The sequence below is a fragment of the Frankia sp. AvcI1 genome (assembly GCF_001420875.1).
In the GTDB taxonomy this organism is placed as follows: Bacteria; Actinomycetota; Actinomycetes; order Frankiales; family Frankiaceae; genus Frankia; species Frankia alni.
Genome location: NZ_LJFZ01000015.1, coordinates 57,637 through 78,262, shown reverse-complemented (window position 1 = coordinate 78,262; position 20,626 = coordinate 57,637). Strand labels below are relative to the sequence as shown.

At 73.3% G+C, this 20,626-nt stretch carries 9 protein-coding genes and 27 pseudogenes; 16 read left to right on the top strand and 20 right to left on the bottom strand.

All coding sequences use genetic code 11. The features are described 5' to 3' along the window. Positions 1-1,047: 1,047 nt before the first annotated feature. Both UK94_RS16750 and UK94_RS55090 read right to left on the bottom strand, forming a co-directional pair. Positions 1,048-4,576, bottom strand: a pseudogene (locus UK94_RS16750) (patatin-like protein); the annotation flags it as partial. Between the two features lies 1 nt (position 4,577). Continuing rightward, positions 4,578-4,929 (bottom strand): patatin-like phospholipase family protein (locus tag UK94_RS55090; protein ID WP_268761409.1); only part of this gene is annotated, 352 nt, incomplete at its 3' end. A gap of 194 nt (positions 4,930-5,123) precedes the next feature. On the opposite strand from UK94_RS55090, the pseudogene UK94_RS55085 reads away from it, so the two are divergent. From UK94_RS55085 to UK94_RS16740, 7 genes and pseudogenes are all read left to right on the top strand, one after another. Next, positions 5,124-5,225: pseudogene (locus UK94_RS55085) on the top strand (acyl-CoA dehydrogenase N-terminal domain-containing protein); the annotation flags it as partial. A 58-nt stretch (positions 5,226-5,283) separates the two neighbouring features. After that, positions 5,284-5,474 (top strand): annotated as a pseudogene (locus UK94_RS55080) (acyl-CoA dehydrogenase); the annotation flags it as partial. Between the two features lie 85 nt (positions 5,475-5,559). After that, positions 5,560-5,939: pseudogene (locus UK94_RS55075) on the top strand (acyl-CoA dehydrogenase family protein); the annotation flags it as partial. Between the two features lie 79 nt (positions 5,940-6,018). Continuing rightward, positions 6,019-6,107, top strand: a pseudogene (locus UK94_RS55070) (hypothetical protein); the annotation flags it as partial. Position 6,108: 1 nt separating this feature from the next. After that, positions 6,109-6,662: pseudogene (locus UK94_RS55065) on the top strand (acyl-CoA dehydrogenase); the annotation flags it as partial. Position 6,663: 1 nt separating this feature from the next. Continuing rightward, on the top strand, positions 6,664-6,974 hold a 311-nt coding region (locus tag UK94_RS55060; protein WP_235488302.1), incomplete at its 5' end, for an acyl-CoA dehydrogenase C-terminal domain-containing protein. Positions 6,975-7,101: 127 nt separating this feature from the next. Beyond that, positions 7,102-7,494, top strand: coding sequence for a DUF6458 family protein (locus UK94_RS16740; protein WP_041938603.1), 393 nt, complete (start codon positions 7,102-7,104; stop codon positions 7,492-7,494). A gap of 513 nt (positions 7,495-8,007) precedes the next feature. Here the strand turns inward: UK94_RS16740 and UK94_RS55055 are convergent. The 8 genes and pseudogenes from UK94_RS55055 to UK94_RS16720 all read right to left on the bottom strand — a co-directional run. Continuing rightward, positions 8,008-8,459 (bottom strand): annotated as a pseudogene (locus UK94_RS55055) (2-oxo acid dehydrogenase subunit E2); the annotation flags it as partial. A gap of 1 nt (position 8,460) precedes the next feature. After that, a pseudogene (locus UK94_RS55050) lies at positions 8,461-8,574 on the bottom strand (2-oxo acid dehydrogenase subunit E2); the annotation flags it as partial. A 1-nt stretch (position 8,575) separates the two neighbouring features. Then, positions 8,576-9,601 (bottom strand): biotin/lipoyl-containing protein (locus UK94_RS55045; protein ID WP_235488297.1); only part of this gene is annotated, 1,026 nt, incomplete at its 3' end. A gap of 31 nt (positions 9,602-9,632) precedes the next feature. Beyond that, a pseudogene (locus UK94_RS74140) lies at positions 9,633-9,714 on the bottom strand (hypothetical protein); the annotation flags it as partial. A gap of 8 nt (positions 9,715-9,722) precedes the next feature. Continuing rightward, positions 9,723-9,970 (bottom strand): annotated as a pseudogene (locus UK94_RS55040) (transketolase C-terminal domain-containing protein); the annotation flags it as partial. A gap of 1 nt (position 9,971) precedes the next feature. Continuing rightward, positions 9,972-10,149, bottom strand: a pseudogene (locus UK94_RS55035) (alpha-ketoacid dehydrogenase subunit beta); the annotation flags it as partial. Between the two features lies 1 nt (position 10,150). Continuing rightward, positions 10,151-10,706: pseudogene (locus tag UK94_RS55030) on the bottom strand (alpha-ketoacid dehydrogenase subunit beta); the annotation flags it as partial. 118 nt (positions 10,707-10,824) lie between these two features. After that, complete coding sequence (locus UK94_RS16720) at positions 10,825-11,871, bottom strand: thiamine pyrophosphate-dependent dehydrogenase E1 component subunit alpha (protein WP_313949529.1); 1,047 nt, start codon at positions 11,869-11,871, stop codon at positions 10,825-10,827. Positions 11,872-12,243: 372 nt separating this feature from the next. Between UK94_RS16720 and UK94_RS55025 the strand changes: the two are divergent. From UK94_RS55025 to UK94_RS55005, 5 pseudogenes are all read left to right on the top strand, one after another. After that, positions 12,244-12,416 (top strand): annotated as a pseudogene (locus UK94_RS55025) (LLM class F420-dependent oxidoreductase); the annotation flags it as partial. 1 nt (position 12,417) lies between these two features. Further along, positions 12,418-12,735, top strand: a pseudogene (locus UK94_RS55020) (LLM class flavin-dependent oxidoreductase); the annotation flags it as partial. A 1-nt stretch (position 12,736) separates the two neighbouring features. After that, positions 12,737-13,155: pseudogene (locus UK94_RS55015) on the top strand (LLM class F420-dependent oxidoreductase); the annotation flags it as partial. Positions 13,156-13,333: 178 nt separating this feature from the next. Beyond that, a pseudogene (locus UK94_RS55010) lies at positions 13,334-13,904 on the top strand (CapA family protein); the annotation flags it as partial. A 1-nt stretch (position 13,905) separates the two neighbouring features. Beyond that, positions 13,906-14,405, top strand: a pseudogene (locus tag UK94_RS55005) (CapA family protein); the annotation flags it as partial. A 255-nt stretch (positions 14,406-14,660) separates the two neighbouring features. On the opposite strand, the pseudogene UK94_RS55000 reads toward UK94_RS55005, so the two are convergent. Then, a pseudogene (locus UK94_RS55000) lies at positions 14,661-14,804 on the bottom strand (transcriptional repressor); the annotation flags it as partial. 1 nt (position 14,805) lies between these two features. Next, a partial coding sequence (locus UK94_RS54995; protein WP_313949528.1) for a transcriptional repressor occupies positions 14,806-15,029 on the bottom strand: 224 nt, incomplete at its 3' end. Positions 15,030-15,535: 506 nt separating this feature from the next. Here UK94_RS54995 and UK94_RS54990 point away from each other — a divergent pair. From UK94_RS54990 to UK94_RS16695, 4 genes and pseudogenes are all read left to right on the top strand, one after another. Beyond that, positions 15,536-15,677, top strand: a pseudogene (locus UK94_RS54990) (hypothetical protein); the annotation flags it as partial. Position 15,678: 1 nt separating this feature from the next. After that, positions 15,679-15,775, top strand: a pseudogene (locus tag UK94_RS54985) (hypothetical protein); the annotation flags it as partial. A gap of 1 nt (position 15,776) precedes the next feature. Beyond that, positions 15,777-15,937: SCO5389 family protein (locus UK94_RS54980; protein WP_235488340.1), on the top strand; the 161-nt coding region annotated here is incomplete at its 5' end. Positions 15,938-16,026: 89 nt separating this feature from the next. Beyond that, on the top strand, positions 16,027-16,683 hold the full coding sequence (locus UK94_RS16695) for a hypothetical protein (RefSeq protein ID WP_041938606.1): 657 nt from the start codon (positions 16,027-16,029) through the stop codon (positions 16,681-16,683). 1,643 nt (positions 16,684-18,326) lie between these two features. On the opposite strand, the pseudogene UK94_RS54975 reads toward UK94_RS16695, so the two are convergent. The 8 genes and pseudogenes from UK94_RS54975 to UK94_RS54940 all read right to left on the bottom strand — a co-directional run. Then, positions 18,327-18,551, bottom strand: a pseudogene (locus UK94_RS54975) (aminotransferase); the annotation flags it as partial. Between the two features lies 1 nt (position 18,552). Beyond that, positions 18,553-18,686: pseudogene (locus UK94_RS54970) on the bottom strand (aminotransferase); the annotation flags it as partial. Position 18,687: 1 nt separating this feature from the next. Then, positions 18,688-19,208: pseudogene (locus UK94_RS54965) on the bottom strand (aminotransferase class I/II-fold pyridoxal phosphate-dependent enzyme); the annotation flags it as partial. 1 nt (position 19,209) lies between these two features. Then, positions 19,210-19,541, bottom strand: a pseudogene (locus tag UK94_RS54960) (aminotransferase); the annotation flags it as partial. Next, positions 19,542-20,084: pseudogene (locus UK94_RS54955) on the bottom strand (metal ABC transporter permease); the annotation flags it as partial. A 1-nt stretch (position 20,085) separates the two neighbouring features. Continuing rightward, positions 20,086-20,426 (bottom strand): metal ABC transporter permease (locus UK94_RS54950; protein WP_235488295.1); only part of this gene is annotated, 341 nt, incomplete at its 3' end. After that, a pseudogene (locus UK94_RS54945) lies at positions 20,423-20,574 on the bottom strand (metal ABC transporter permease); the annotation flags it as partial. The gene UK94_RS54950 and the pseudogene UK94_RS54945, both read right to left, overlap by 4 nt. A 1-nt stretch (position 20,575) precedes the next feature. Beyond that, positions 20,576-20,621: pseudogene (locus UK94_RS54940) on the bottom strand (hypothetical protein); the annotation flags it as partial. Between the last annotated feature and the right edge of the window lie 5 nt (positions 20,622-20,626).

Genomic DNA, 20,626 nt, shown 5'->3' with positions numbered 1-20,626 from the left:
CGGGTATGACTCGGCTCCCGACCTGCGACGGGAGGTTCGCCGTGAGTGGTGCGCAAGCACCGGGACGGCACGGGTCCGCCCGCCCGCGTCCGGGGTACGGCCGTCGGCCGCCACCCCGTTCGAGCTCGGGTCGGCTCGGTCTGGCCGTGATGGGCGGCCTGCTGCTCGCGGTTGTGGTCGGCTGCTCGGAGTCCTCCGGCTCGACGGGTGAGGGCGTCGCAGCCCGGTCGGACACCTCGGTCACGGCCAGCCCCTTCCCACCGGACCGGGGCACGTCGGCCGCGTCCACCGCGACCCCGGCGGCTGCCGGGGGCGCCACCGAGACGGCGAGCGCCGCGCCCGACGGCGTCACGTCCGGCGGTGGTTCGTCCGGCGCGTCCGGGGCTGCGGGCTCGGCTGGGGCCGGGGGCGCGGCTGGTTCTGGAGGTTCGGCTGGTTCTGGGGGCGCGGGTTCGGCCGGTGCGGGTGCGGGTGCGGCGCCGGCGGCGCCCGGGGCGAGCCCCGCCCCCGGCGCGGCCGGCGGGGGCGGCGGTGCTGCCGCGGCGACGATGGTCCCGACTCCGCAGCCGTCGGCGGTGTTCCTCGGTGAGGCGTGCGCGCCCGGCCGCAACAAGGCCCCGGCGACGGCCGTCAACGGTCTGGTGCTCTACTGCGTCCCGGATGATGGTGCAGGGTCCTCCGCCGGTGGTGCAGGGACCTCCGCCGGTGGTGCAGGGACCTCCGCCGGTGGTGCCGGGTCCTCCGCCGGTGGCCGGTGGTCCACCGAGCCGCCGACGTCGTCGGTCCAGCCGCCGCCGGAGGAGGGCGGGTCGTGCCAGCAGGCGGACGTCGGCCGGGTCCTGCGAGACTCCGCCGGGCGGCCCGTGTCCTGCCTGCGGGACCCGAACGGCCTACTGAGCTGGTCGGNCGTCTCCTGAGCTNGTCGGACGTCTCCTGAGCGGCTGGGCTTCCTGAGCGGCTGAGGCCTTCTGAGCGGCCGGGGCCTCCTGGGCGGCTGAGCTGGTCGGACGTCTCCTGCGACCGCGGCGGGGCCGGGTCGGCTCGCGCTCAGCGCCGGTGGCGGGCCCGGCGGGTGGTGAGGGCCTCCGCCAGCGACCAGGCGCCGGGCAGCACTAGCGCGGCGAACACGGTCGCCCACGCCCAGGGATGGTCGGCGAGGTAGGGAACCGCGTCGTCCTCCAGCCAGTCGAACAGCCGGTCGTGCAGCACCGGGAACACCCCCGCCGCCGCGATCACCGCGATCAGTCCGGCGGCGAGCACGGCCAGCCCGCCGGGCACCCGTCGCCAGCTCGTCAGTCCGACCATCAGCAGCCCGAGCAGGGCGATGAGGAGGCCCAGTCCCCCGACCGCGCCGGAACTGACCAGACCACCGGCGACCCCCAGGAGCACCAGCGCCGCCCCCAGCCCGATCACCACCCGCCGCCGACCGTGGGAGACGTCCCGGACCAGCTCGTAGGCCAGCCGCGCCGCCGTGCGCACCACGAACGCCGCCGGTCGCAGGGGCCGCGGCAGGATCCGCATCGTGGCAGTCCAGGCGGCGATCACGGCGATGATCTGGACCAGGGCGGTGACGAGGATCGGGCCCTGTGCCCGGTCGGTGATGCGTTCCGCCGGGACCTGGCAGGCCCGTAGAACGCCGTCCACCTCTCGCGGCGCGAGCATTCCCGGTGCCACCGGCACCCCGCTGAGGCCCGGCGGCCGTGGCGGGGCTGACGGCCGCTGCGGGGGCGACGGCCCTGAGGCGGCGGGCATGGCGGGTGGCGGCTCCTGCGTGGTTGCCGGCGCCGCCATGGCCCGCCGCCCTGTTGGAGACTGTTTCTCTGCCGTGGCCCGCTGTTCTGCCGTGGCCGTCTCTGCCGTGGCCGTCTCTGGTGTGGCCTGCTCTGCGGTGGTCCGCTGCGAGGCCGCGACCCGGGCGGCTGCGGCCGCCGCCAGCGAGATCACCTCCGCTCCGGTGGAGGCACCCGCCCTCGTTCCGTCGGTGCTTCCGGCCGGGGAGGGGCTGGTCGGTGGGGGGCTGGCGGGTGGGGGGCTGGCCGGTTCGGGGGCGAGAGCGAGGTCGACGGCGGCGAGGAAGTCGGCGGTGGGTCGCGGATCGAGGCCGGAGTCGTTGTCCTGGCGGACGGCCCGGGCAAGGCCGACGAGCTCCTTGGCCGCGATGTCCCGCTGGAGGCCGGCGGCCACCCAGGTGGCCGTGACCGGCAGGCTGGGCGGAACCGGCGCGTCCGGATCGGTGAGGAAGGCCAGTTCGTCGAGCGCGTCCTGGGGGACGGGGGTGCCCGCGACCTCGGCGAGGTCGTCGACGAGCGCGACCAGCCAGCCCCGCCGGGCGAGCGTCGCGGTGCCGGCGAGCCGCCCCTCGCCGGCACCGCCGCCCGGGTCGGCCGGGGGCCCGGGGGGGACGGCGAGGTCCCGGCGCAGCACGAGGCGGCGCGGGTCGAGCAGGATGCGCACGAGCCAGCCGGCGCCGTCGAGCCGACCCCACATCCAGTCGTTGGCCCGCCACGAAGATTTCGCGAAGGCGCCGAAGTTGCCCAGTTGCAGGCCCGTGACCTTGTCTTCGGCGAGGCGGCGGGTGGGATCGAGGGCGGTCGGAAGGTCGGCGCTGATCTGGACGAGCTCGACCGGCTGGTCCAGCACGACGCCGGTCGTGGCGCGTTCGACCAGGTGCAGATCGAGCAGGGCGATCAGTGCGTCCGCACCGGTCGTCGGCAGGTAGTGGACGAAGTCGGTGAGCGTGCGGGCGGCGAGCGCCCGGCGCTGCCCGACGCTGAGCCCCGCCGGCTGGATCCTGGACCCCGCGGGGGGTGGCGTGTGCGGGGTCCAGCGACGGACGAGGGCGGCGATCTCGCCACGCAGCTCGGCGACGACCGGAGCGAGGGACGCCCACCCGGACCCCGGCTGGGCCGAGCCGCCGGGATCCGCTGGACCGCCGTGACCCGCCGGACCGCCGTGACCCGCCGGACCGCTCGGACCTGCTGCCTCTGCTGCATCGGCCGTTCCTGCGGGATCGGAGCGCAGCCACCGGCGGGTCGCCTCCTCGAGGACGTCGAGCAGCGGGGCCCCGGGCATCGCGGCGAGGGTCTCGCTGACCGTCGTGAACACCCCCGGGCGCGGCGATGAGGTGTAGAGCGATGCGGGCCCGCGCGCGTCCGCGATTCTCGACGCGGCCGCGCCCCCCTCTCCGCGGCCGGGTCCGGTGGGACTCGGCGGGCTGCCGCCGGACGCGGCCAGGGCGGCGTCGTGGACGGCGGCGGCGAGCTGGGCGAGGCGGGCCCGCTCGACCGGCTCGGGGCACAGCACGTACCCCTCGTTGATCATGGAGACGAGAATGCCCCGGACACCGTCGAGCGCGGGCTGGCCGAGCCGCCACAGCTCGTCGAGGTCCCCGACGCCCGGTAGCCGGCCGGGCAACGTCGTCAGGACGGCGCCGACGGCGGCGTTGGTCATCTGGGCCCGGCCCGCGGCGTCGGTGCGCAGCGCATCGGCGTCCGGCGGGCGCGGGAGGTCCGAGCGGTCGGTGAGCACGCGCAGCAGCGCCTCGATGACCGGCACCGCGATCTGTTCGGCCACCGCGCGCCGGTAGGCGTCGTAGACGCTGTCGTCGGCCAGCCGGGCCGAGCCCGCCGGAGCCAGCCGCAGCAGGCGCCGGCGGCCGGCCCGAGCTCCGCGGACGGCCTCGTTGTGCTCGCGCAGTGCGGCGAGGTCCGTGCCGATCGACTGGTTCAGGGCCGCGCCGAGCGCCCCCAGCAGGGTGCCGCTCACGGACGGCAGCGGCGGCGCCGGCGGGGCGTCGCTCGCCCGCTCCAGCTCGTGCCGTGTTCCGCGGAACAGTCGTGCTCCGCGGGCCGGTCGCGTCCCGCGGGCCGGTCGTGTTCCGCGGGCCGGTCGTGTTCCGCGGAACAGTCCAGGTCTGCGTGTCTCGTGCGTTCCGGGAGGCTGGTGCGTTCCGGGGAGCTGGTGCGTTCCGGGATGCTGGTGCGCCCCGGCTGTCTGGTGCACCGCGGTGAGCTGGCCCGTTCCGGGGGCGTGCCGACCGCCGGGGTGAGCGTCGGGCGTCGACGAGGTCGGGCGGGGGGACGGCACGACGTAGGTCAGCACCCGGCGGACCTGGCGTTCGGCGGGGCGGTCGAAGACGGCCGCCAGCGCCGGGCCGATCGGCCGGTTCACGAGGATCCCGCCGTCGGAGGCGTGGAAGGAGCGGGCGGCGTTGACGAAGCGCGCCATGTCGGGGTGGGCGTCGTCGACGGCGTGACCGACCGGCACGTAGGCCGGCTCGAACGCGCCCGGGAACGCGGAACTGGCCCGGGCGGAGAGCGCCAGGCGGGGGATCGCCGCGGGATCGGTGAGGTCCGGGGTGCCGAACACGAACAGGCCCCGGTAGTCGACGTCGTACATCGTGCCGCCGAGGGAGTCGGTGTGTTCGGCGACCTCGCCCCGAAGGATCGTCGTCGTCACGAACACCGAGGTCGGCCGGGCGGCGGCGGACTGCTGCGGCGCGGCCGTCCCGGCCACGGCGGCGAGGGCGGTGTGCAGGGCGGGCAGCACGGCGGCGTCCCCCCGCAGCAGCGACGGGNACGCCTTCTCGTTCGGGGTGCGCATGAGCGTGTCCAGCGAGCCCAGCGACAGCCACAGCTCGCGCAGTGGGGAGAGGTCGCCGTCACGGGCGTTCGCGAAGCCGAGCATGGTCGCGTTGATCCCACCGGCGGAGGCGCCGGCGAGCACGTCCACGCTGAGCTCGACATCCAGAATGGCCGCGAGCCGTGCGTACCGGGCGGCGACCGCGGCGTCGGCATCGTCGGCGCGGCTGCGCCCGGGGCTGGTGGCCAGGTTGATCTCGGTGGCGACTCCACCCATCCACACGGCGAGGCTGGCACCACCGGTCATGACGACCGCAAGCCGCACTTCCTGGGTCGCCTCGTCACGCATGGTGGCAAGGGTAGACGTGCCGGACATCGCCCGATCCGTGCTTGTCGCGGTCGGTGCGAATTGGTGGGGCCGTCTACCGCGTCGCCCTACTTGTCAACGGGTTACTCGCGGGTAGCATGGGAACACCGTACTCACGAGTAGCAAGCCGGTCCCGGCCGTGCGCGCCGCCCGGCGCTCCCGGAAAGGAGNCGTTCATGGGCCACTACCGGAGCAACCTGCGGGATCTCGAGTTCAACCTTTTCGAGGTGTTCGGCGTCGATCGCACGCTCGGCACCGCTCCGTTCGAGGAGATGGACNCCGAGACCGCGCACGAGGTGCTCGCCGAGCTGGAGCACCTGGCCACCGGCCCGGTCNCGGAGTCGTTCGCCGACGCGGACCGTCATCCGCCGACGCTCGACCCGGCCACCGGCACGGTCACCCTGCCCGAGTCCTTCAAACGTTCCTACCTGACGGTCCAGGACGGCGAGTGGTGGCGGCTGTTCGTCCCGACGGACCTCGGCGGGCTCGGCGCCTCGCCGACGGTCGCGTGGGCCGCCGCGGAGCTGNTGCTCGNGGCGAACCCGGNCGTGTTCATGTACATGGCCGGCCCGACCTTCGCGGCGATCCTGCACCGGCTGGGCAACGAGTGGNAGCGCACGCTCGCCGGTTACGCCATCGAGCGGCACTGGGGCGCGACGATGGTGCTCACCGAGCCGGACGCCGGGTCCGACGTCGGCGCCGGCCGGACCCGGGCGGTCGAGCAGCCCGACGGGACCTGGCACATCGAGGGCGTCAAGCGCTTCATCACCAGCGGCGACTGGGATGTTCCGGAGAACATCATCCACCTCGTGCTCGCCCGGCCGGAGGGGCACGGCCCGGGCACCAAGGGCCTGTCGATGTTCGTCGTGCCGAAGTTCATGCCGGATCCGGCGACCGGAGAGCCCGGTGAGCGCAACGGCGTGTACGTCACCAACATCGAGAAGAAGATGGGCCTGAAGGTCTCCGCGACCTGCGAGCTGAGCTTCGGCGAGNGGACCCCGGCGGTCGGCTGGCTGGTCGGCGACGTGCACGAGGGCATCGCGCAGATGTTCCAGGTCATCGAGTACGCCNGGATGATGGTCGGCACGAAGGCCATCGCCACGCTGTCGTCGGGCTACCTCAACGCGCTCGACTTCGCCCGGACCCGGGTACAGGGCGCCNATCTCACCCGGTCCACCGACAAGACCGCACCCCGCGTGGAGATCATCAACCATCCCGACGTCCGCCGGATGCTCATGCTGCAGAAGGCCTACGCCGAGGGCATGCGTTCGCTGGTGCTGTACACGGCGACGTTCCAGGACCGGGTGGCCCAGGCGGCGGCGCGCGGCGGGAACGACGAGCTCGCGGTCCGGATCAACGACCTGCTGTTGCCGATCGTCAAGGGCGTCGGCTCCGAGCGGTCCTACGAGCTGCTCTCGACCTCGTTGCAGATCTTCGGGGGCTCCGGCTACCTGCAGGACTACCCGATCGAGCAGTACATCCGGGACGCCAAGATCGACACTCTCTACGAGGGCACCACCTCGATCCAGGGTCAGGACCTGTTCTTCCGGAAGATCGTCCGGGATCGCGGGCAGGCGCTGACCGCCGTGCTGGGGGAGATCCAGACCTTCGTGAAGGCGGAGGCCGGCAACGGCGCGCTGCAGTACGAGCGGGAGGTGCTCGGGGCGGCGCTGGACGACGTCCAGGCGATGGTGGGTTCGATGGTCGGCTACCTCNCCGCCGCCGCCGACGACGCCCGGCAGGTCTACAAGGTGGGCCTGAACTCCACCCGCCTGCTGCTCAGCATCGGCGACGTGCTCATCGGCTGGCTGCTGCTGCGGGGTGCCGAGGCGGCGCTGCGCGCTCTCGACGAGGCGGGCACCGGCCAGGGCCCGGCCGGCGGCCACCAGGGCACGGCCTTCTACCAGGGCAAGGTTGCTGCCGGTCGGTGGTTCGCGGCGAACGTGCTGCCCGAGCTCAAGGCGCGCCGGGCCGTGGCCGAGTCGACGGGGCTCGGGCTCATGGATCTCCCGGCGGAGGCGTTCTGATCCCCGGTCCTCCACCGGGCCCGGTCATCTGGGGGTTGCCACGGATCGCGGAAGGTCTCACGCGATCCGTGGCAATTGCTGTCTCGGCGAGGTTGTATTGGGCGGATCCGCGGGTAGATGGGGCGGCATGGGAATCCCGTTGAGCCTCGCCTTCTTCGCCCTCGGCGCCATCCTCGCCTTCGCCGTCCGCTCCGATCCCTCCGGCCTCGACCTCGACATGGTCGGCCTCATCATGATGCTCGTCAGCGCAGTCGGTCTCGGTATCACGCTGTACCAGAGCCAGTGGCGCCGCAAGATCGTCGAGGAGTCGGTGGAGAGCGGCGTGCCGACGCCGATCTCGGTCGACGACACGGTCCTGGTCGACCCGGTCACCCCGGTCGAGGCGCCGCGCCGGCGTGAGCCGGGCCTGACGCTCGAGGAGGACCGCAAGCTGAACTCCGCGCGCCACCCGGAGGCGGACCCCGAGCCGCAGCCTGTCGTGCACGTGGGCACCGAGGAGCGTTCCGCGTCGCGGCGGTGAGCTCCCACCCTCTGCCGGCCCGTCTGCCTGGCCGGCCGTCCGGCCGCCCGTCGCCGCCCGACCCGCCTCCCCGAACGACCCGTGAACCCGGGTTCGGGGAACCGGGCTCCGGGCGGCCTGGTCGTCCGGGTCTGCGTCAGGACGTGCGCAGCGGGGGGAAGGCCTGATCCAGCTCGTTGCGCATGTCCCGCTTCAGCAGGTCGTCGGTGTCCGAGGAGGACTGCCCCTCCAGGAGGAACCGGGCCACCCGGAGCGTGAGGTCGACCCGTTCGGCCAGGTTCAGCGTGNCGGTGAACCGGCCGCTGGAGTTGGCGGAGGTCAGAACCTTGGCGACGAACTCGTCCGCGGCCTGAAGTGCCTCCACTCGCGTCATGGTTCCACCTCTTTGTGCCGGAAGCCGGTCAGAGGCGCAACCGTACCAGGGGGCCGACTGTGCGCCGTTGTGCGCCCCTCTCGCGTGCTTTGTGGCGAGCTGGTGGATCCGATGAGTCGATCACGACCAGGCGAGGGCGNGCGTGGGATCCGTCAGCACCGCGCCGACATCCGACAGCACCGCCGCACCCAGTTCCCCGTCGACGATGCGGTGATCGAAGGACAGGGCGAGCTGCACCACCGTACGGACCGTGAGCTGACCGTCGTGGACCCAGGGCGTGGGACGGATCGAACCCAGAGCAAGGATGGCGGCCTCCGGCGGGTTCAGGATCGGTGTTCCGACGTCGACGCCGAGCACCCCCACGTTGGTGATGGTGATGGTCCCGCCGCGAAGATCCGCCGGGTCGAGCCGGTCCGCCCGCGCCGAGCCGGTGAGCCCCGCCAGCGCCCGCGCGAGGCCGACGAGATCGAGTCGGCCGGCGTCGGGGATGTTCGGCACGACGAGCCCGCGCGGCCCCGCCACGGCGATGCCCAGGTTCACCCGGTCTGGGACCTGGATCTCCGCCCGACCCGCGCCGCCGTCCTCGACCCAGNGGGAATTGATCATCGGATGCCGACGCACGGCGACGAGCAGGGCCTTGGCGACGAACAGCAGCGGGGTGACCTTGATGCCGTCGAACTCCGGCAGCGCCGCCACGCGCTCGCGGGNGGCCATGGTGGCGGTCACGTCGACGCTGAGGAACTCGGTGACGTGCGGCGCGGCGGTGACGCTGGCCACCATGGCCTGCGCCATCGAGCGCCGCACCCCGACGACGGGCACGTGCCAGGCGCCGGTCGCGGGGGAGAAGGCCGCGTCGGCCGGGACCGCGCCGATCCGCCGGTGGCCGGGCGGCGCCGCCTTCGGCCCGGCGGGCAGGTCCGAGACGGTGCGCCAGTCCGGCGCGGTGGGCAGTCCCGGTGCGGTGGGCGCGTTCGGTGCGGTCGGCGACGCCGGGGTCGCCGTGGGTGCCCCTTGGGCGGTGGTGCGCACGGCGGCCTGGACGTCGTCCCGGCTGATCGTGCCGTCGGGGCCGGTGCCGGCGATCCCGGCGAGGTCGACACCGAGGTCGCGAGCCAGCTTGCGGACGGGTGGCTTGGCGAGCACCGAGGGCTTGGCGAGCGCGGCGGGCGTGGCGAGTGCCGCGGGCACGCCGGGCGTGGTGGGCGCAGCGGGCGTGGTGGGCGTGGCGAGAGCCGGGGGGGTGGTGAGCACCGCGTCGTCCACCCGTGGTGGTCCGCCTGCGCGGGCGGGTCCCGGGGCGGCCTGGCGGCGGGGGCTGCGGCGACGTTGCTGACCCTGGCGCGGCCCGTAGCCGACGAGCACCGGCATGCGTTCGCCGGCACCGCCGTCGCGGGAGGCCGGCAGCCGTCCACCGCCCGCCGCGCCGCCGGTGGATCCGGAGGCGGCCGCCGCCGGTTCGGGGGCCGCGTCCACGGGCTCGGGCTGCCCGCTATCGGCCGTCCGGACCGTCAGCAGCGGTGCGCCGACGGCCAGGGTGCTGCCCGCCTCGCCGTGGATCTCCACCAGGATCCCGGCAAACGGACTCGGGATCTCGACGACCGCCTTGGCGGTCTCGACCTCCACGAGCGGCTGGTTCACCGTGACGGAGTCGCCGACCTGGACGAGCCAGCGGACGATGTCCGCGTCGGTCAGACCCTCGCCCAGGTCAGGGAGCCGGAACTGTCGCTGCGCCACGAGGAACCCCAGTTCGGATAGTGCGGGCGGGTCAGTAGCCGAAGGATCGGTCCACCGCGTCGAGGATGCGGTCGACGTCGGGCAGGTAGTGGTCCTCGAGGCGGGCGGGCGGGNAGGGGGNGTCGAACCCGGTGACCCGCAGCACCGGCGCCTCCAGCGAGTAGAACGCCTGCTCGGTGACGCGGGCGGCGACCTCCGCGGAGACCGAGACGTTCGACGGCGCCTCGTGCACCACGACCAGCCGCCCGGTCCGCCGCACGGAGGCGAGCACCGGCTCGAGGTCGAGGGGGGACAACGAGCGCAGGTCGACGACCTCCAGCGACCGGCCGTCGTCGGCCGCGCTGACCTCGGCGGCATCCAGGCAGGTCCNCACCGTCGGGCCGTAGCCGACCAGGGTCGCGTCGGTGCCCGCGCGCACCACCACGCTGCTGTGCAGGCCGAGGGTCCCGTCCGGGGACACCTCGCCCGGTGGACGGGGGTCCACCACCGCCTTCTCCCAGTACCGTCGCTTCGGCTCCAGGAAGATGACCGGGTCGTCGGAGCGGATCNCCTGCTGGATCATCTGGTGGGCGTCGACCGGGTTCGAGCAGGCGACGACCTTCAGCCCCGCGGTGTGGCAGAAGTACGCCTCCGGAGACTCGCTGTGGTGTTCGACGGCGCCGATGCCGCCGCCGAACGGGATGCGGATCGTCACCGGCAGCCTGATCCGCCCGCCGGAGCGATAGTGCAGCTTCGCGAGCTGGCTGACGATCTGGTCGAACGCGGGATAGACGAAGCCGTCGAACTGGATCTCGCAGACGGGCCGGTAGCCGCGCATGGCCAGCCCGATCGCGGTCCCGACGATCGCCGACTCGGCCAGCGGCGTGTCGATGACCCGGGCCTCGCCGAACTCCTTCTGCAGGCCGTCGGTCACCCGGAAGACGCCGCCGAGGGTGCCCACGTCCTCGCCCATCACGACCACCTTGGGGTCCGCCGCCATCGCCGAGCGCAGGCCCAGGTTCAACGCCCTCGCGAGCGTGATCGGCGCGGGGGCGGCGGGCTCGTCGGTCCGCTCCCCCCCGACCTCGGCGGGCTGCTCGCCGGTGATGACAGCCCCGCTGGTCACCACGCCTCCCCGGACATGTGCGTTCCCTCTGGTGCGTGCGTTCCCTCTGGTCCGTGCGTATCGCCCGCCACGAGTCCACCCTTCATGTCGAGCCCATCCCTCACTCCGAGCCCATCCCTCACTCCGAGCCCATCCCGCGTGCGAGCCCTTCCCGCGTGCCGAGCCCGTCCCGCGTGCCGAGCCGATCCTGCCGGTCGGGCCGGTCGTCCGTCCCTCCGTCACTCGGATCGAGCGTCGCGGCGAACGCCGAACGCTGCTGCGCCACCAGCCCATTCTCGGTGACCTGCACATGGTCGAACAGGCTGGTCGGATCCGGGTCGAGCATCGCCGTGCAGCGGTTGCGCAGCTCATGGGCGAAGGCGTCGGCCTCGAGGGCCAGATGTCGGTCACGCTCCTCACCGAGCAGGCCACAGGCCGCGAGATGGGCCCGCATCCGGTCCAGGGGATCACGCCGACTCCACGCCTCGAGCTCGACCGGCGACCTGTAACGGGTGGGGTCGTCGGCGGTCGTGTGCGCGCCCATCCGGTACGTCACCGCCTCGACGAGCACCGGCCCGCGGCCGGCCCGCGCGGTCGCCAGCGCCCACCGGGACACGGCGAGGCACGCCAGCACGTCGTTGCCGTCGACGCGCACGCTGGGGAAGCCGAATCCCGCCGCCCGGTGGAAGATCTCGGTCCGGGTCTGCCGGCGGGTCGGCTCCGAGATGGCCCACTGGTTGTTCTGGCAGAAGAACACCAGCGGGGCGCGGTACACGCTCGCCCAGCCGAACGCCTCGTTGACGTCGCCCTCGCTGGACGCACCGTCGCCGAAGTAGGCGATCGCGGCGCCGGCCGAGCGGTCCCAGGCCATCCCCATCGCGTAGCCGGTGGCGTGCAGCGTCTGTGAACCGACGACGATCGAGTAGAGGGCGAAGCCATGCGTGGCCGGATCCCAGCCACCGAGGTTGACGCCGCGGAAGATGGCCAGGACCGCCGCCGGGTCGACGCCGCGGCACCAGGCCACCCCGTGCTCGCGGTAGGACGGGAAGGCCATGTCGTCGGGTCCGAGCGCCCGCCCGGACCCGACCTGCGCGGCTTCCTGGCCGCGCAGGCTCGCCCACAACCCGAGCTCGCCCTGGCGCTGCAGGCTGGTTGCCTCCTCGTCCATGCGCCGGACCAGCACCATGTCCCGGTACAGGCCGAACAGCTCGTCGTCGGTGAGGTCGGCGACGTACGCGGGCAGGTCNATGTCGACGGCGGTGAGCTCCCCGTCAAGCGACCCGGCTTCCGGGCCCNCTGCCGACGGTGCGTCTGCCAGCCGGTCGAGCGCCGCGGCGGGCGGCGCGTCCGGTTCGGGAGTCCTGGCCCGGGACGCGACGGTGATCCGATGACCGGTCGGAGTGAGTAGCTGCATGAGCTCCGTCACACTCGGCAACGATAGACCTCAGACGGAGGCCGGCAACCCGATCTGCGAGTCCGCCGCGCGGATGGTCCGGCCGCCCCGCTCAGTGCCGGGGTTCCGGGTCGGTACGGTGTCGCGGTGACGAGTGCGCAGGACGTGCCCCGCCCGCCGGCCCGCCGCGACATCGGGAAGGTCGGCGTCTGGAGCGGGCAGTTCGACTTCTCTCCGGCCGGCGTCGTCCGGGAGGCCATCGCCGAGCTGGACGAGCTCGGCTACCCCACCCTGTGGACGGGTGAGGTCAAGGGCCGGGAGGTCCTGGTCACCGCGAGNCTCGCCCTCGCAGCCACCTCGCGGATCACGATCGCGACCGGGATCGCGCAGATCCTCGCCCGCAATCCGCTGACGATGACCGCCGCCCAGCTCGCCCTCGCGGAGGCGTTCCCCGGCCGCTTCCTGCTCGGGCTGGGCGTCTCCCACGCCGAGCTGATGCACATCCGAGGCGCCCCCTACACCCGCCCGCTCGCGCAGATGGCGGCCTACCTCGACGAGATGGACCTGATGGCCGCCGAGCAGTACCGGGCGGTGGCGCCGGTCGAGCCCCCGCCGCGGGTCCTCGCCGCGCTGGGGCCGAAGATGCTGGGTCTCGCCNGCGATCGCGCCGACGGCGCGCACACCTACTTCGTCCCGCCGGAGCACACCGCGGCGGCTCGCGAGATCCTCGGCCCGGACAAGCTGCTCGTCCCCGAGCAGGCGTTCGTCCTGCACGACGACCCCGAACAGGCCCGGGAGCTGGCACGCCGGCACACCGGGTCCTACCTGCGGCTGCCGAACTACACCTCGAACCTGCGCCGGTTCGGGTTCGACGACGACGATCTCGCCGGCGCGGGCTCCGACCGCCTGGTCGACACGATCGTCCCCTGGGGCGACGCCGACGTCCTGCTCGGCCGGATCTCCGAGCATCTCGACGCCGGGGCCGACCAGGTCGCCGTGCAGGTCCTGGACTTCGACCGGCGCGGGCTACCCCGTCGGCAGTGGCGCGAGCTGGCCCCGGCGCTGTCGACCCTGTGACTGCTGCCAGCCTCCGACTACCACCAGCCTCCGACCGCTGCCGGTGGTGTGACCGCCGTCAGCTCCCGGTCTCGGCTGGTTACCCTGTCCCGGCTGTCGGTCCNGTGACGTCCGCTGGCCCGGCGCGGCGAGGTCGGCGAGGCTTGCCGGACGGGGTCGTCGGACGGAGGAACGCGGCATGGGCGGGCGTGGGGCGTTCGCGCGGCGGTTGACCGGGCACCGGTCGGGAGCCGCGGGGCTGGCCCTCGGCACGGCCGGAGTCCTGCTGGTCGGGCTCGTCGCCTGCTCGATGCCCTACGGCCACGACGCGGATCGGACTCCCGCGCCGAGCGGGGCGACGGCCGCGGCCGCCCGTCCGGGTGGGAGCGGTTCTCCGGCGGCCTCGGGGGCGACGGCCGGGGGCAGCGGTTCGGCCGGCGGCTCCGGCCCGGTCGGCAACGGCCCGCGCCGGCCGACGGGGCAGCCCATCACGATCGCGTTCGGCGGTGACATCCACTTCGCCGGCACGCCCGGCCAGCGTCTCGCGGCCGATCCGGCCACGGCGATCGGGCCGATCTCGGCGACGCTGTCCGCCGCGGACCTCGCCGTCGCGAACCTGGAAACCGCGGTGACCGACGGCGGCACCCCGGCGCCGAAGGAGTTCACCTTCCGTGCCCCGCCCACCGCGTTCGACGCGGTGCGCGCCGCCGGCATCGACGTCGTGACCATGGCGAACAACCACGGCATGGACTACGGCCTGGCCGGGCTGCNGGACTCGCTGCGCAACGCCCGTAACGCCCATTTCCCGGTCATCGGCATCGGCGAGGACGACACAAGCGCCTTCACCCCGTACACGACGACGGTGAAGGGGCAGCGTATCGCCGTCATCGGGGCGACCCAGGTACTCGACGACCAGCTCGTCCCCGCCTGGACCGCCGGGCCGCACAAGCCCGGCCTCGCCTCGGCGAAGGAGGTCGACAAACTGGTCGCCGCCGTGCGGGCGGCGCGGGCGCGGGCCGACACGGTCGTCGTGTTCCTGCACTGGGGGGTCGAACAGCAGCAGTGCCCGAGCGACGCGCAGCGATCCCTGGTCCCCCGGCTCACCGCGGCCGGGGCGGACGTCGTCGTCGGCAGCCACGCCCACGTCCTGCTCGGGGCGGGGTGGACCAGCGACGGCGTCTACGTCGACTACGGCCTGGGAAACTTCGTCTTCTACTCCTCCGGGACCGGCCGCAACACCGAGTCCGGGGTGCTGCGCCTGACCGTGGCCGNCCGGGCGGTCACCGACGCAACCTGGGTGCCCGCCCGGATCGTGGGGGGCGCGCCGCGGCCNCTGAGCGGCGGCGCCGGCAGTCAGGCACTCGCCGCCTGGAACGCCCTGCGCGCCTGCACCGGCCTCGCGGCCACCGCCCCCTGAGGCTTCGCCCCTCGTCGGNTCGCCCGTCAATGGCTCGCCGATCGATGGCTCGCCGATCGATGGCCCGACCCGAGCTGGATCGAGTCCTGCCAGTTCGGTCCGTGCTGGTTCAGGAAGCGGCCGAGGCTGCGGCACAGCCGGCGCACGTGCCGTAGATCTCGACGGTGTGCTCGACGTCGACAAAGCCCTCGGCGTCGGCGATGGCGGCGGTCCACGCCTCGATCTCCGGACCGGCGATCTCCACGGTCCGCCCNCAGAGCCGGCAGACGAGGTGGTGGTGGTGCGCCTCGGTGGCGCAGCGCCGGTAGACCGTCTCGCCATCGTCGCGGCGGATCATGTCGACCTCACCGCGGTCCACCAGCACCTGGAGATGGCGGTACACGGTGGTCAACCCGACCCCGGCGCCCCGTGAGCGCAGTAGGGCATGCAGCTCCTGAGCGCTGGTGAAGGCGTCGGTCTCGGTGAGGGCGGCGCACACCGCGTCGCCCTGCCGGGTGGCGCGCACCGCCGTGCCGCGGCCGGGTGCGCCGCGCGCCGCCGCGCCGCCACGGCCGGTCACGGGTGCCGCCGGATCCCGCCGCGAGGACGGGTCCGCGTCAGCCGAGCTGGACTCGTCCCTCGTGATGTTCACCGCCACTCCCTTCGCCACGTCCGTGCTCTGGTCCGGGACGCCCTTGAGGTCCCGGACGCCCTTGAGATCCGAGACGCTCCGAGGTCCGAGACGCCTCCGAGGTCCGGGAGGTCCCGAGGCCCAAGGCGTTCCGAGGTTGAGGCGCCGTCAACCCCGGCCGAGCCGCGACGTTCCTCGCGGCTCGGGTCGAGGGTCGAGGGACTCACCGTCTCATTTTCTCACCTTCGCGCGCTGTCAGGGCCGTCCGGCCGACCCTGATGGCACTCCGATGGCAATATTATTGACAATGAAATCCGTTTCCGAAAGAGTGGATCACGGCGGGAACAGGCTCGCCACCACCCATGGAGGTTTCAATGTCACTGACGGTCACTCCACAGCTCGTCGAGGCAGCCAGCGCCGGCGAACTGACCGACGAGGCGTTCCTGGACTGCGTCCGCACCTCGCTGCCGTTCGCCTACGAGCTGGTCGAGCGGCTCGCGGCCGAGCTCGGGCCGGNCCGCGCCGCAGGGTCGGACTTCACCGCCTTCGACGGCACGCCCCCCACCGACTCGGCGGGCGGCCAACTACTGCGGGCGATGGCCAGCACCTCCATCNGCTCGGCGTTGGAGCGGCATTTCGGCGTGGCCCTGGTGTTCCAGAACTGCCACCGGGTCGGGATGTTCGGCCTCGACGCGGTCGGTGGGGAGCAGTACCGGCAGTTCGTCTCCCGCGAGGCGCAGGTTCTCCATCAGAAGCCCGAGCTGGTCAACTGCTGAGCTCCCCCGGCGCCTGCCGGCCACTGTCCGCGGCATAACCTTTGCGCTGCGTCGGGGTGTCAGGGCCGGATGGGCGGAGGAGGATCGGCATGGCGCGGCAGGGCGGCCGGCCGGGTTGGCTGCGCGAGCCAGACCCGTTGCAGAATCCGGTCGGGAGCCGGCTTGCCATCCTGGGCGTGATCGCGCTGATCATCGGTGGCACGGTGGCCATCGCGAGCGGAGACGAGCAGCCCGCGTCCGGTCTGCCCGCCGGGGGCCCGCACGCGAGTACCACCGCTGCCGTCCCGTCGGCTCCGGTCCTGTCCGCGCCGGTCCCGTCGGCCTCCGTCTCCGCCGTCCCGGTGTCCACCGAGAACGACGCCGCGGAGCTGGCGTCCTGGTACCACGGGAGTGAGGGCCTACGGATCCGGGTGGCCACCGACGTGGCCACCGTCCGTTCCCAGCTCGCCGCGCAGAACGGCGCCGCCCTGAAACCCGCGTGTGCCACGCTCGGGACCGACATCGCGGCGGCGATCACCGCCCCGGTACCACCCACCACTGCGGCGCGGGCCCGCTATGACGCAGGAGGCCGCGGCTATACCGCGGCAGCGGCCTCCTGCGCCCAGCTGTTCGACGGCACCCGCATCGAGGTCGGCATCCTGCAGCAGCGCATCGTCACCTCGCTGGCCGACGGTGACCGCGAGTGGGCGGCGCTGGCGGCGATCATCGGCCAGCCGATGGCGACGGCGGCCCCCGCCGCTCCGTGACCGGGCAGCGGTCGAGCTCGTGCAGCGTCCCGGTCAGCGGGAACGAGCGGACGCCGCGGTTGCACCACCCGCCGCCGCGCAGGGTGGCGAGCTCCGCCGCCGTACCCCGGCGGTCGTAGGCGAGGACGAACAGCAGGACGCGCTGCGGGGGATGCTGGCGGGTCCGCACGGCTCGCTCCGCCCCGCCGCGACCGATCCCGGTCAGGAACGTCGTCGCCGAGCGCGGTACCCGTGCGCCTGGCCGCCGCGGGCCGTCGGCGCTGAGCTCCATCCCGTACAGCCAGCCCGCCCGGGCGAGGCGGCCGCCGACGATGACGGCGTCACCCGGCCGGTACTGCTCCCGCACGGCCAGCGTGGCATCCACCATGCCCTCGATCGGGCGCACCTCGTGACGCTCCCGCCACAGGGTGCCGATCCCGGCGGCCGCGCAGACCGGCGTCGCCGCGATGCCCGCGAGGCAGAGCACGCTGGCCGCGCTGATGACGTGACCGCGCCTGCCCCTGCCGCCGCCATCTCCACCGACGCGGTGCCGACGGGCCGCGGCTGCCAGCTCGCCCGCGCCGACCGCCGCGACGATGGTCAGCAGCGGGACCAGGAACAGGTTCGGCCGGCATGCCCCGAAGGGCCAGTAACGCCCGCCGCTCGCCGCGAGCTGGAGAAGCTCGGCGCCGATCAGGCTCCACAGCAGCGTCGCGCCGTCGGCCCGGCGGCGCAGCGTCCGGGCGCCCGCGAGCATGGCGACGGCCGTCGCGGTCCCCACGGCGATCGTGGCGAGTCGGTGACCCTCGAGCAGGGAGTGCACCAGATTGGGGTCGTAGCGATCGATGCCGGGTGGCGCGCCGCCCAGCACCGCGATCACCTGGTCGGCGGTGAAGCGCAGCCCGCCGAGAACGCCTCGCCCGGCGAGGAACTGATCGTCCCAGAAATGGCTCGCGCGCTGGCTGGACTGGTGGGAGACGAACAGCAGCGTGTGCCCGGCGGCCAGCAGCAGCGCCGGCGCGGCGCGCCAGCTGGTCCGGCGGTCGCGGACGAGGTCGCCCACGGCCAGCGGCACCAGCAGGAACACGGCGGGCAGCGAGACCGCGGCCAGGGCGCCGGCGACGGTCCGTTTCCGCAGCGGCGCGCCGGGCGACGTCCACAGGGCGAAGATCGCGAGGGAGACGACCGCCTCGAGGACGTAGGGCTTGAGCTGGGTGCCGGAGTCGACGACGGTGCCGCTCAGCGCCACCGCGACCGCGCCGCCCGCCGCCGGCAGGACGCCGGTGAAGCGCCGCGCGGACAGGAACGTAGCCACCGCCAGCACCGGCAGCCAGACTCCGGCCGTCACGGTGCGCAGCGCCCAGGCGTGCCAGCCCAGCACGTCGCCGGTCACCCGGGTCAGCGCGATCGACCCCAGCGACGACGGCGCGTTCGCCGACCTGAGCTCCGACCAGAACGTTGGCCACGGCTCGCCCGCGAAGTGNNGGCGCCACAGCTCGTCGTACCAGAGCGGCCGCCCGATCCGAGCGTGCAGCGCGATCTCCACCGCGACGGCGGCGACGGCGAGCAGGAGTGCGACCCGCAGGTCGCGGCGCATGTTATCCACAGGTTGTCCACAAGACCCCGCCTGCCTGTGGACAACCTCGTCGATGGTGTCGATAGGACTAGTTCTGCTTGTACCGGGCCAGGAACCGGTCGATCCGCCCGACGGCGTCGGTGAGATCGTCCACCGAGGGCAGCGTGACGATCCGGACGTGGTCGGGATGCGGCCAGTTGAAGCCCGTGCCCTGAACGAGAAGTATCTTCTCGGCTGCCAGCAGGTCGAAGACGAACCGCTCGTCGTCCACGATCGGGTAGACCTCGGGATCGAGCCTCGGGAACGCGTACAGNGCGCCTCGCGGTGGCACGCAGGACACCCCAGGGATGTCGTTGAGCAGCTTCACGACCGTGTCCCGCTGTTCCCGCAGCCGGCCGCCGGGCAGGACGAGATCGCCCGCACCGCCGTCCTCGGCGAGGGCGGCGAGNGTCGCGAACTGCCCGGGCACGTTCGCGCACAGCCGCATGTTCGCGAGGATGTTCAGCCCCTCGATGTAGGACGAGGCGTGTCCGCGCGGGCCCGACAGGACCATCCAGCCGGAGCGGAACCCCGCCAGCCGGTAGGCCTTCGACAGGCCGTTGAAGGTCATACAGACCAGGTCCGGGGCCAGCGACGCGGTCGCGACGTGCTCGGCGTCGTCGTAGAGGATCCGGTCGTAGATCTCGTCGGACAGCAGCATCAGATGATGGCGCCGCGCGACCTCGACGATGTCCTCCAGCACCCGCCGCTCGTAGACGGCGCCGGTGGGGTTGTTCGGGTTGATGATGACGATCGCCCTGGTCCGCGGAGTGACCTTGCGGGCGATGTCCGCCACGTCCGGCGCCCACCCGGCGGTCTCGTCACAGAGGTAGTGCACCGGCCGCCCGCCGCAGAGGCTCACCACGGCCGTCCACAGCGGGTAGTCGGGCGCCGGTAGCAGCACCTCGTCGCCGTTGTTGAGCAGCGCCTGNAACGACATCATGATCATCTCGGAGACGCCGTTGCCCAGATACACGCTCTCGGGCGTGATTCCGGCGATGCCCTTGCGGTTGTGGTAGCCAACGACCGCCTCGCGCGCGGCGCGCAGTCCCTTGGAGTCGCTGTACCCCTGTGCGCCCGCCAGGTTTGCCACGACGGCCTCAAGTACCTCCGGCGGTGCGGAGAAGCCGAACGGCGCCGGGTTGCCGATGTTCAGCTTGAGGATGCGCGCGCCCGCGGCTTCCAGCCGGGTCGCTTCGTCGAGGACAGGCCCACGGACGTCGTAACAGACGTCGGCGAGCTTGTCGGACTGGGTGAACTCCATCTACCCAGAGTAGGTGGGGCGTCCAGCGGATTTCCGGCGGCCCGCGGCCGCGACGGCCAGTTCACCCCACGGGAGTGACCGCAACACCAGCGAGACCATGAAGAACGCGGCGACGGACAGGACGATCGCGCCGCCGGCCGCGACGTTCCACTGCTCGCTGACAGCAAGTCCGATCACCCCGGAGGCGACGCCGAGACCCATGGCCACGGCGGTCATCGTGGAGGTCCGCGAGCACCAGAGCCGGGCCGTCGCTGCCGGACCCACGATCAGAGCGACCGCCATGATCGTGCCGACCGCGGGCAGGGAGGTCACCACCGTCGCCTCGAGCGCCAGCAGCAGGACAAGATCAAGCCGGCGGGCCGGATAGCCCGCGGCGGCGAGGGCGTCCGGATCGAAGGCGGCGAGGTGCAGCTCCTTGCGCAGCGCCGCCAGCCCCCCCAGCACGACCGCTGTCGTCGCCGCGCTGACGACCAGATCGCTCGACTGGACGGTGAGCACCGAACCGACCAGGAAGGCGGTGAGGTCCCGGCTGAAGCCCTCCTGNGTCGACATCAGCGCCATTCCCAGGGCGAAGCCGCCGGAGAGCACTACGGCGGTGACGCTGGTGGTCTCCCGCCCGTGCTCGGCGCCGCGCGGGCCCGTCAGCGCCGCCACGACACCCACGAGAAGCACGCCGAAGACCCCCGCGCCGAGGACGAGACCCAGGCCGAGCAGCGTCGCGATCACCACCCCGGGGAAGGTCGCGTGGGTCAACGCCATGGTCAGGAAGCTCAGCCGGCGCAGCACGACATGGACGCCGACCGCCCCGCAGAGCACCCCGACGATCACGACCTCCAGCAGCGCGCGCCGCACGTAGCCGTCGCCGAGGGAGGAGAACAGGATCATCGCCGCACCAGCCGCCGGGTGGCCTGGCCGAGCGCCGCCAGGGCGTAGAACGCGACGAGGACGAGCACGATGGTGGCCCCGGCGGCGAGCCGCAGGTCATGACCAACCGACGCCTCGTAGCTGGTGGCGAGCCCCAGCCAGGCGCCGANCATGCCGAGGAGCACCGCCACGGCGACGATGACGCCGAGCCGCGCGNACAG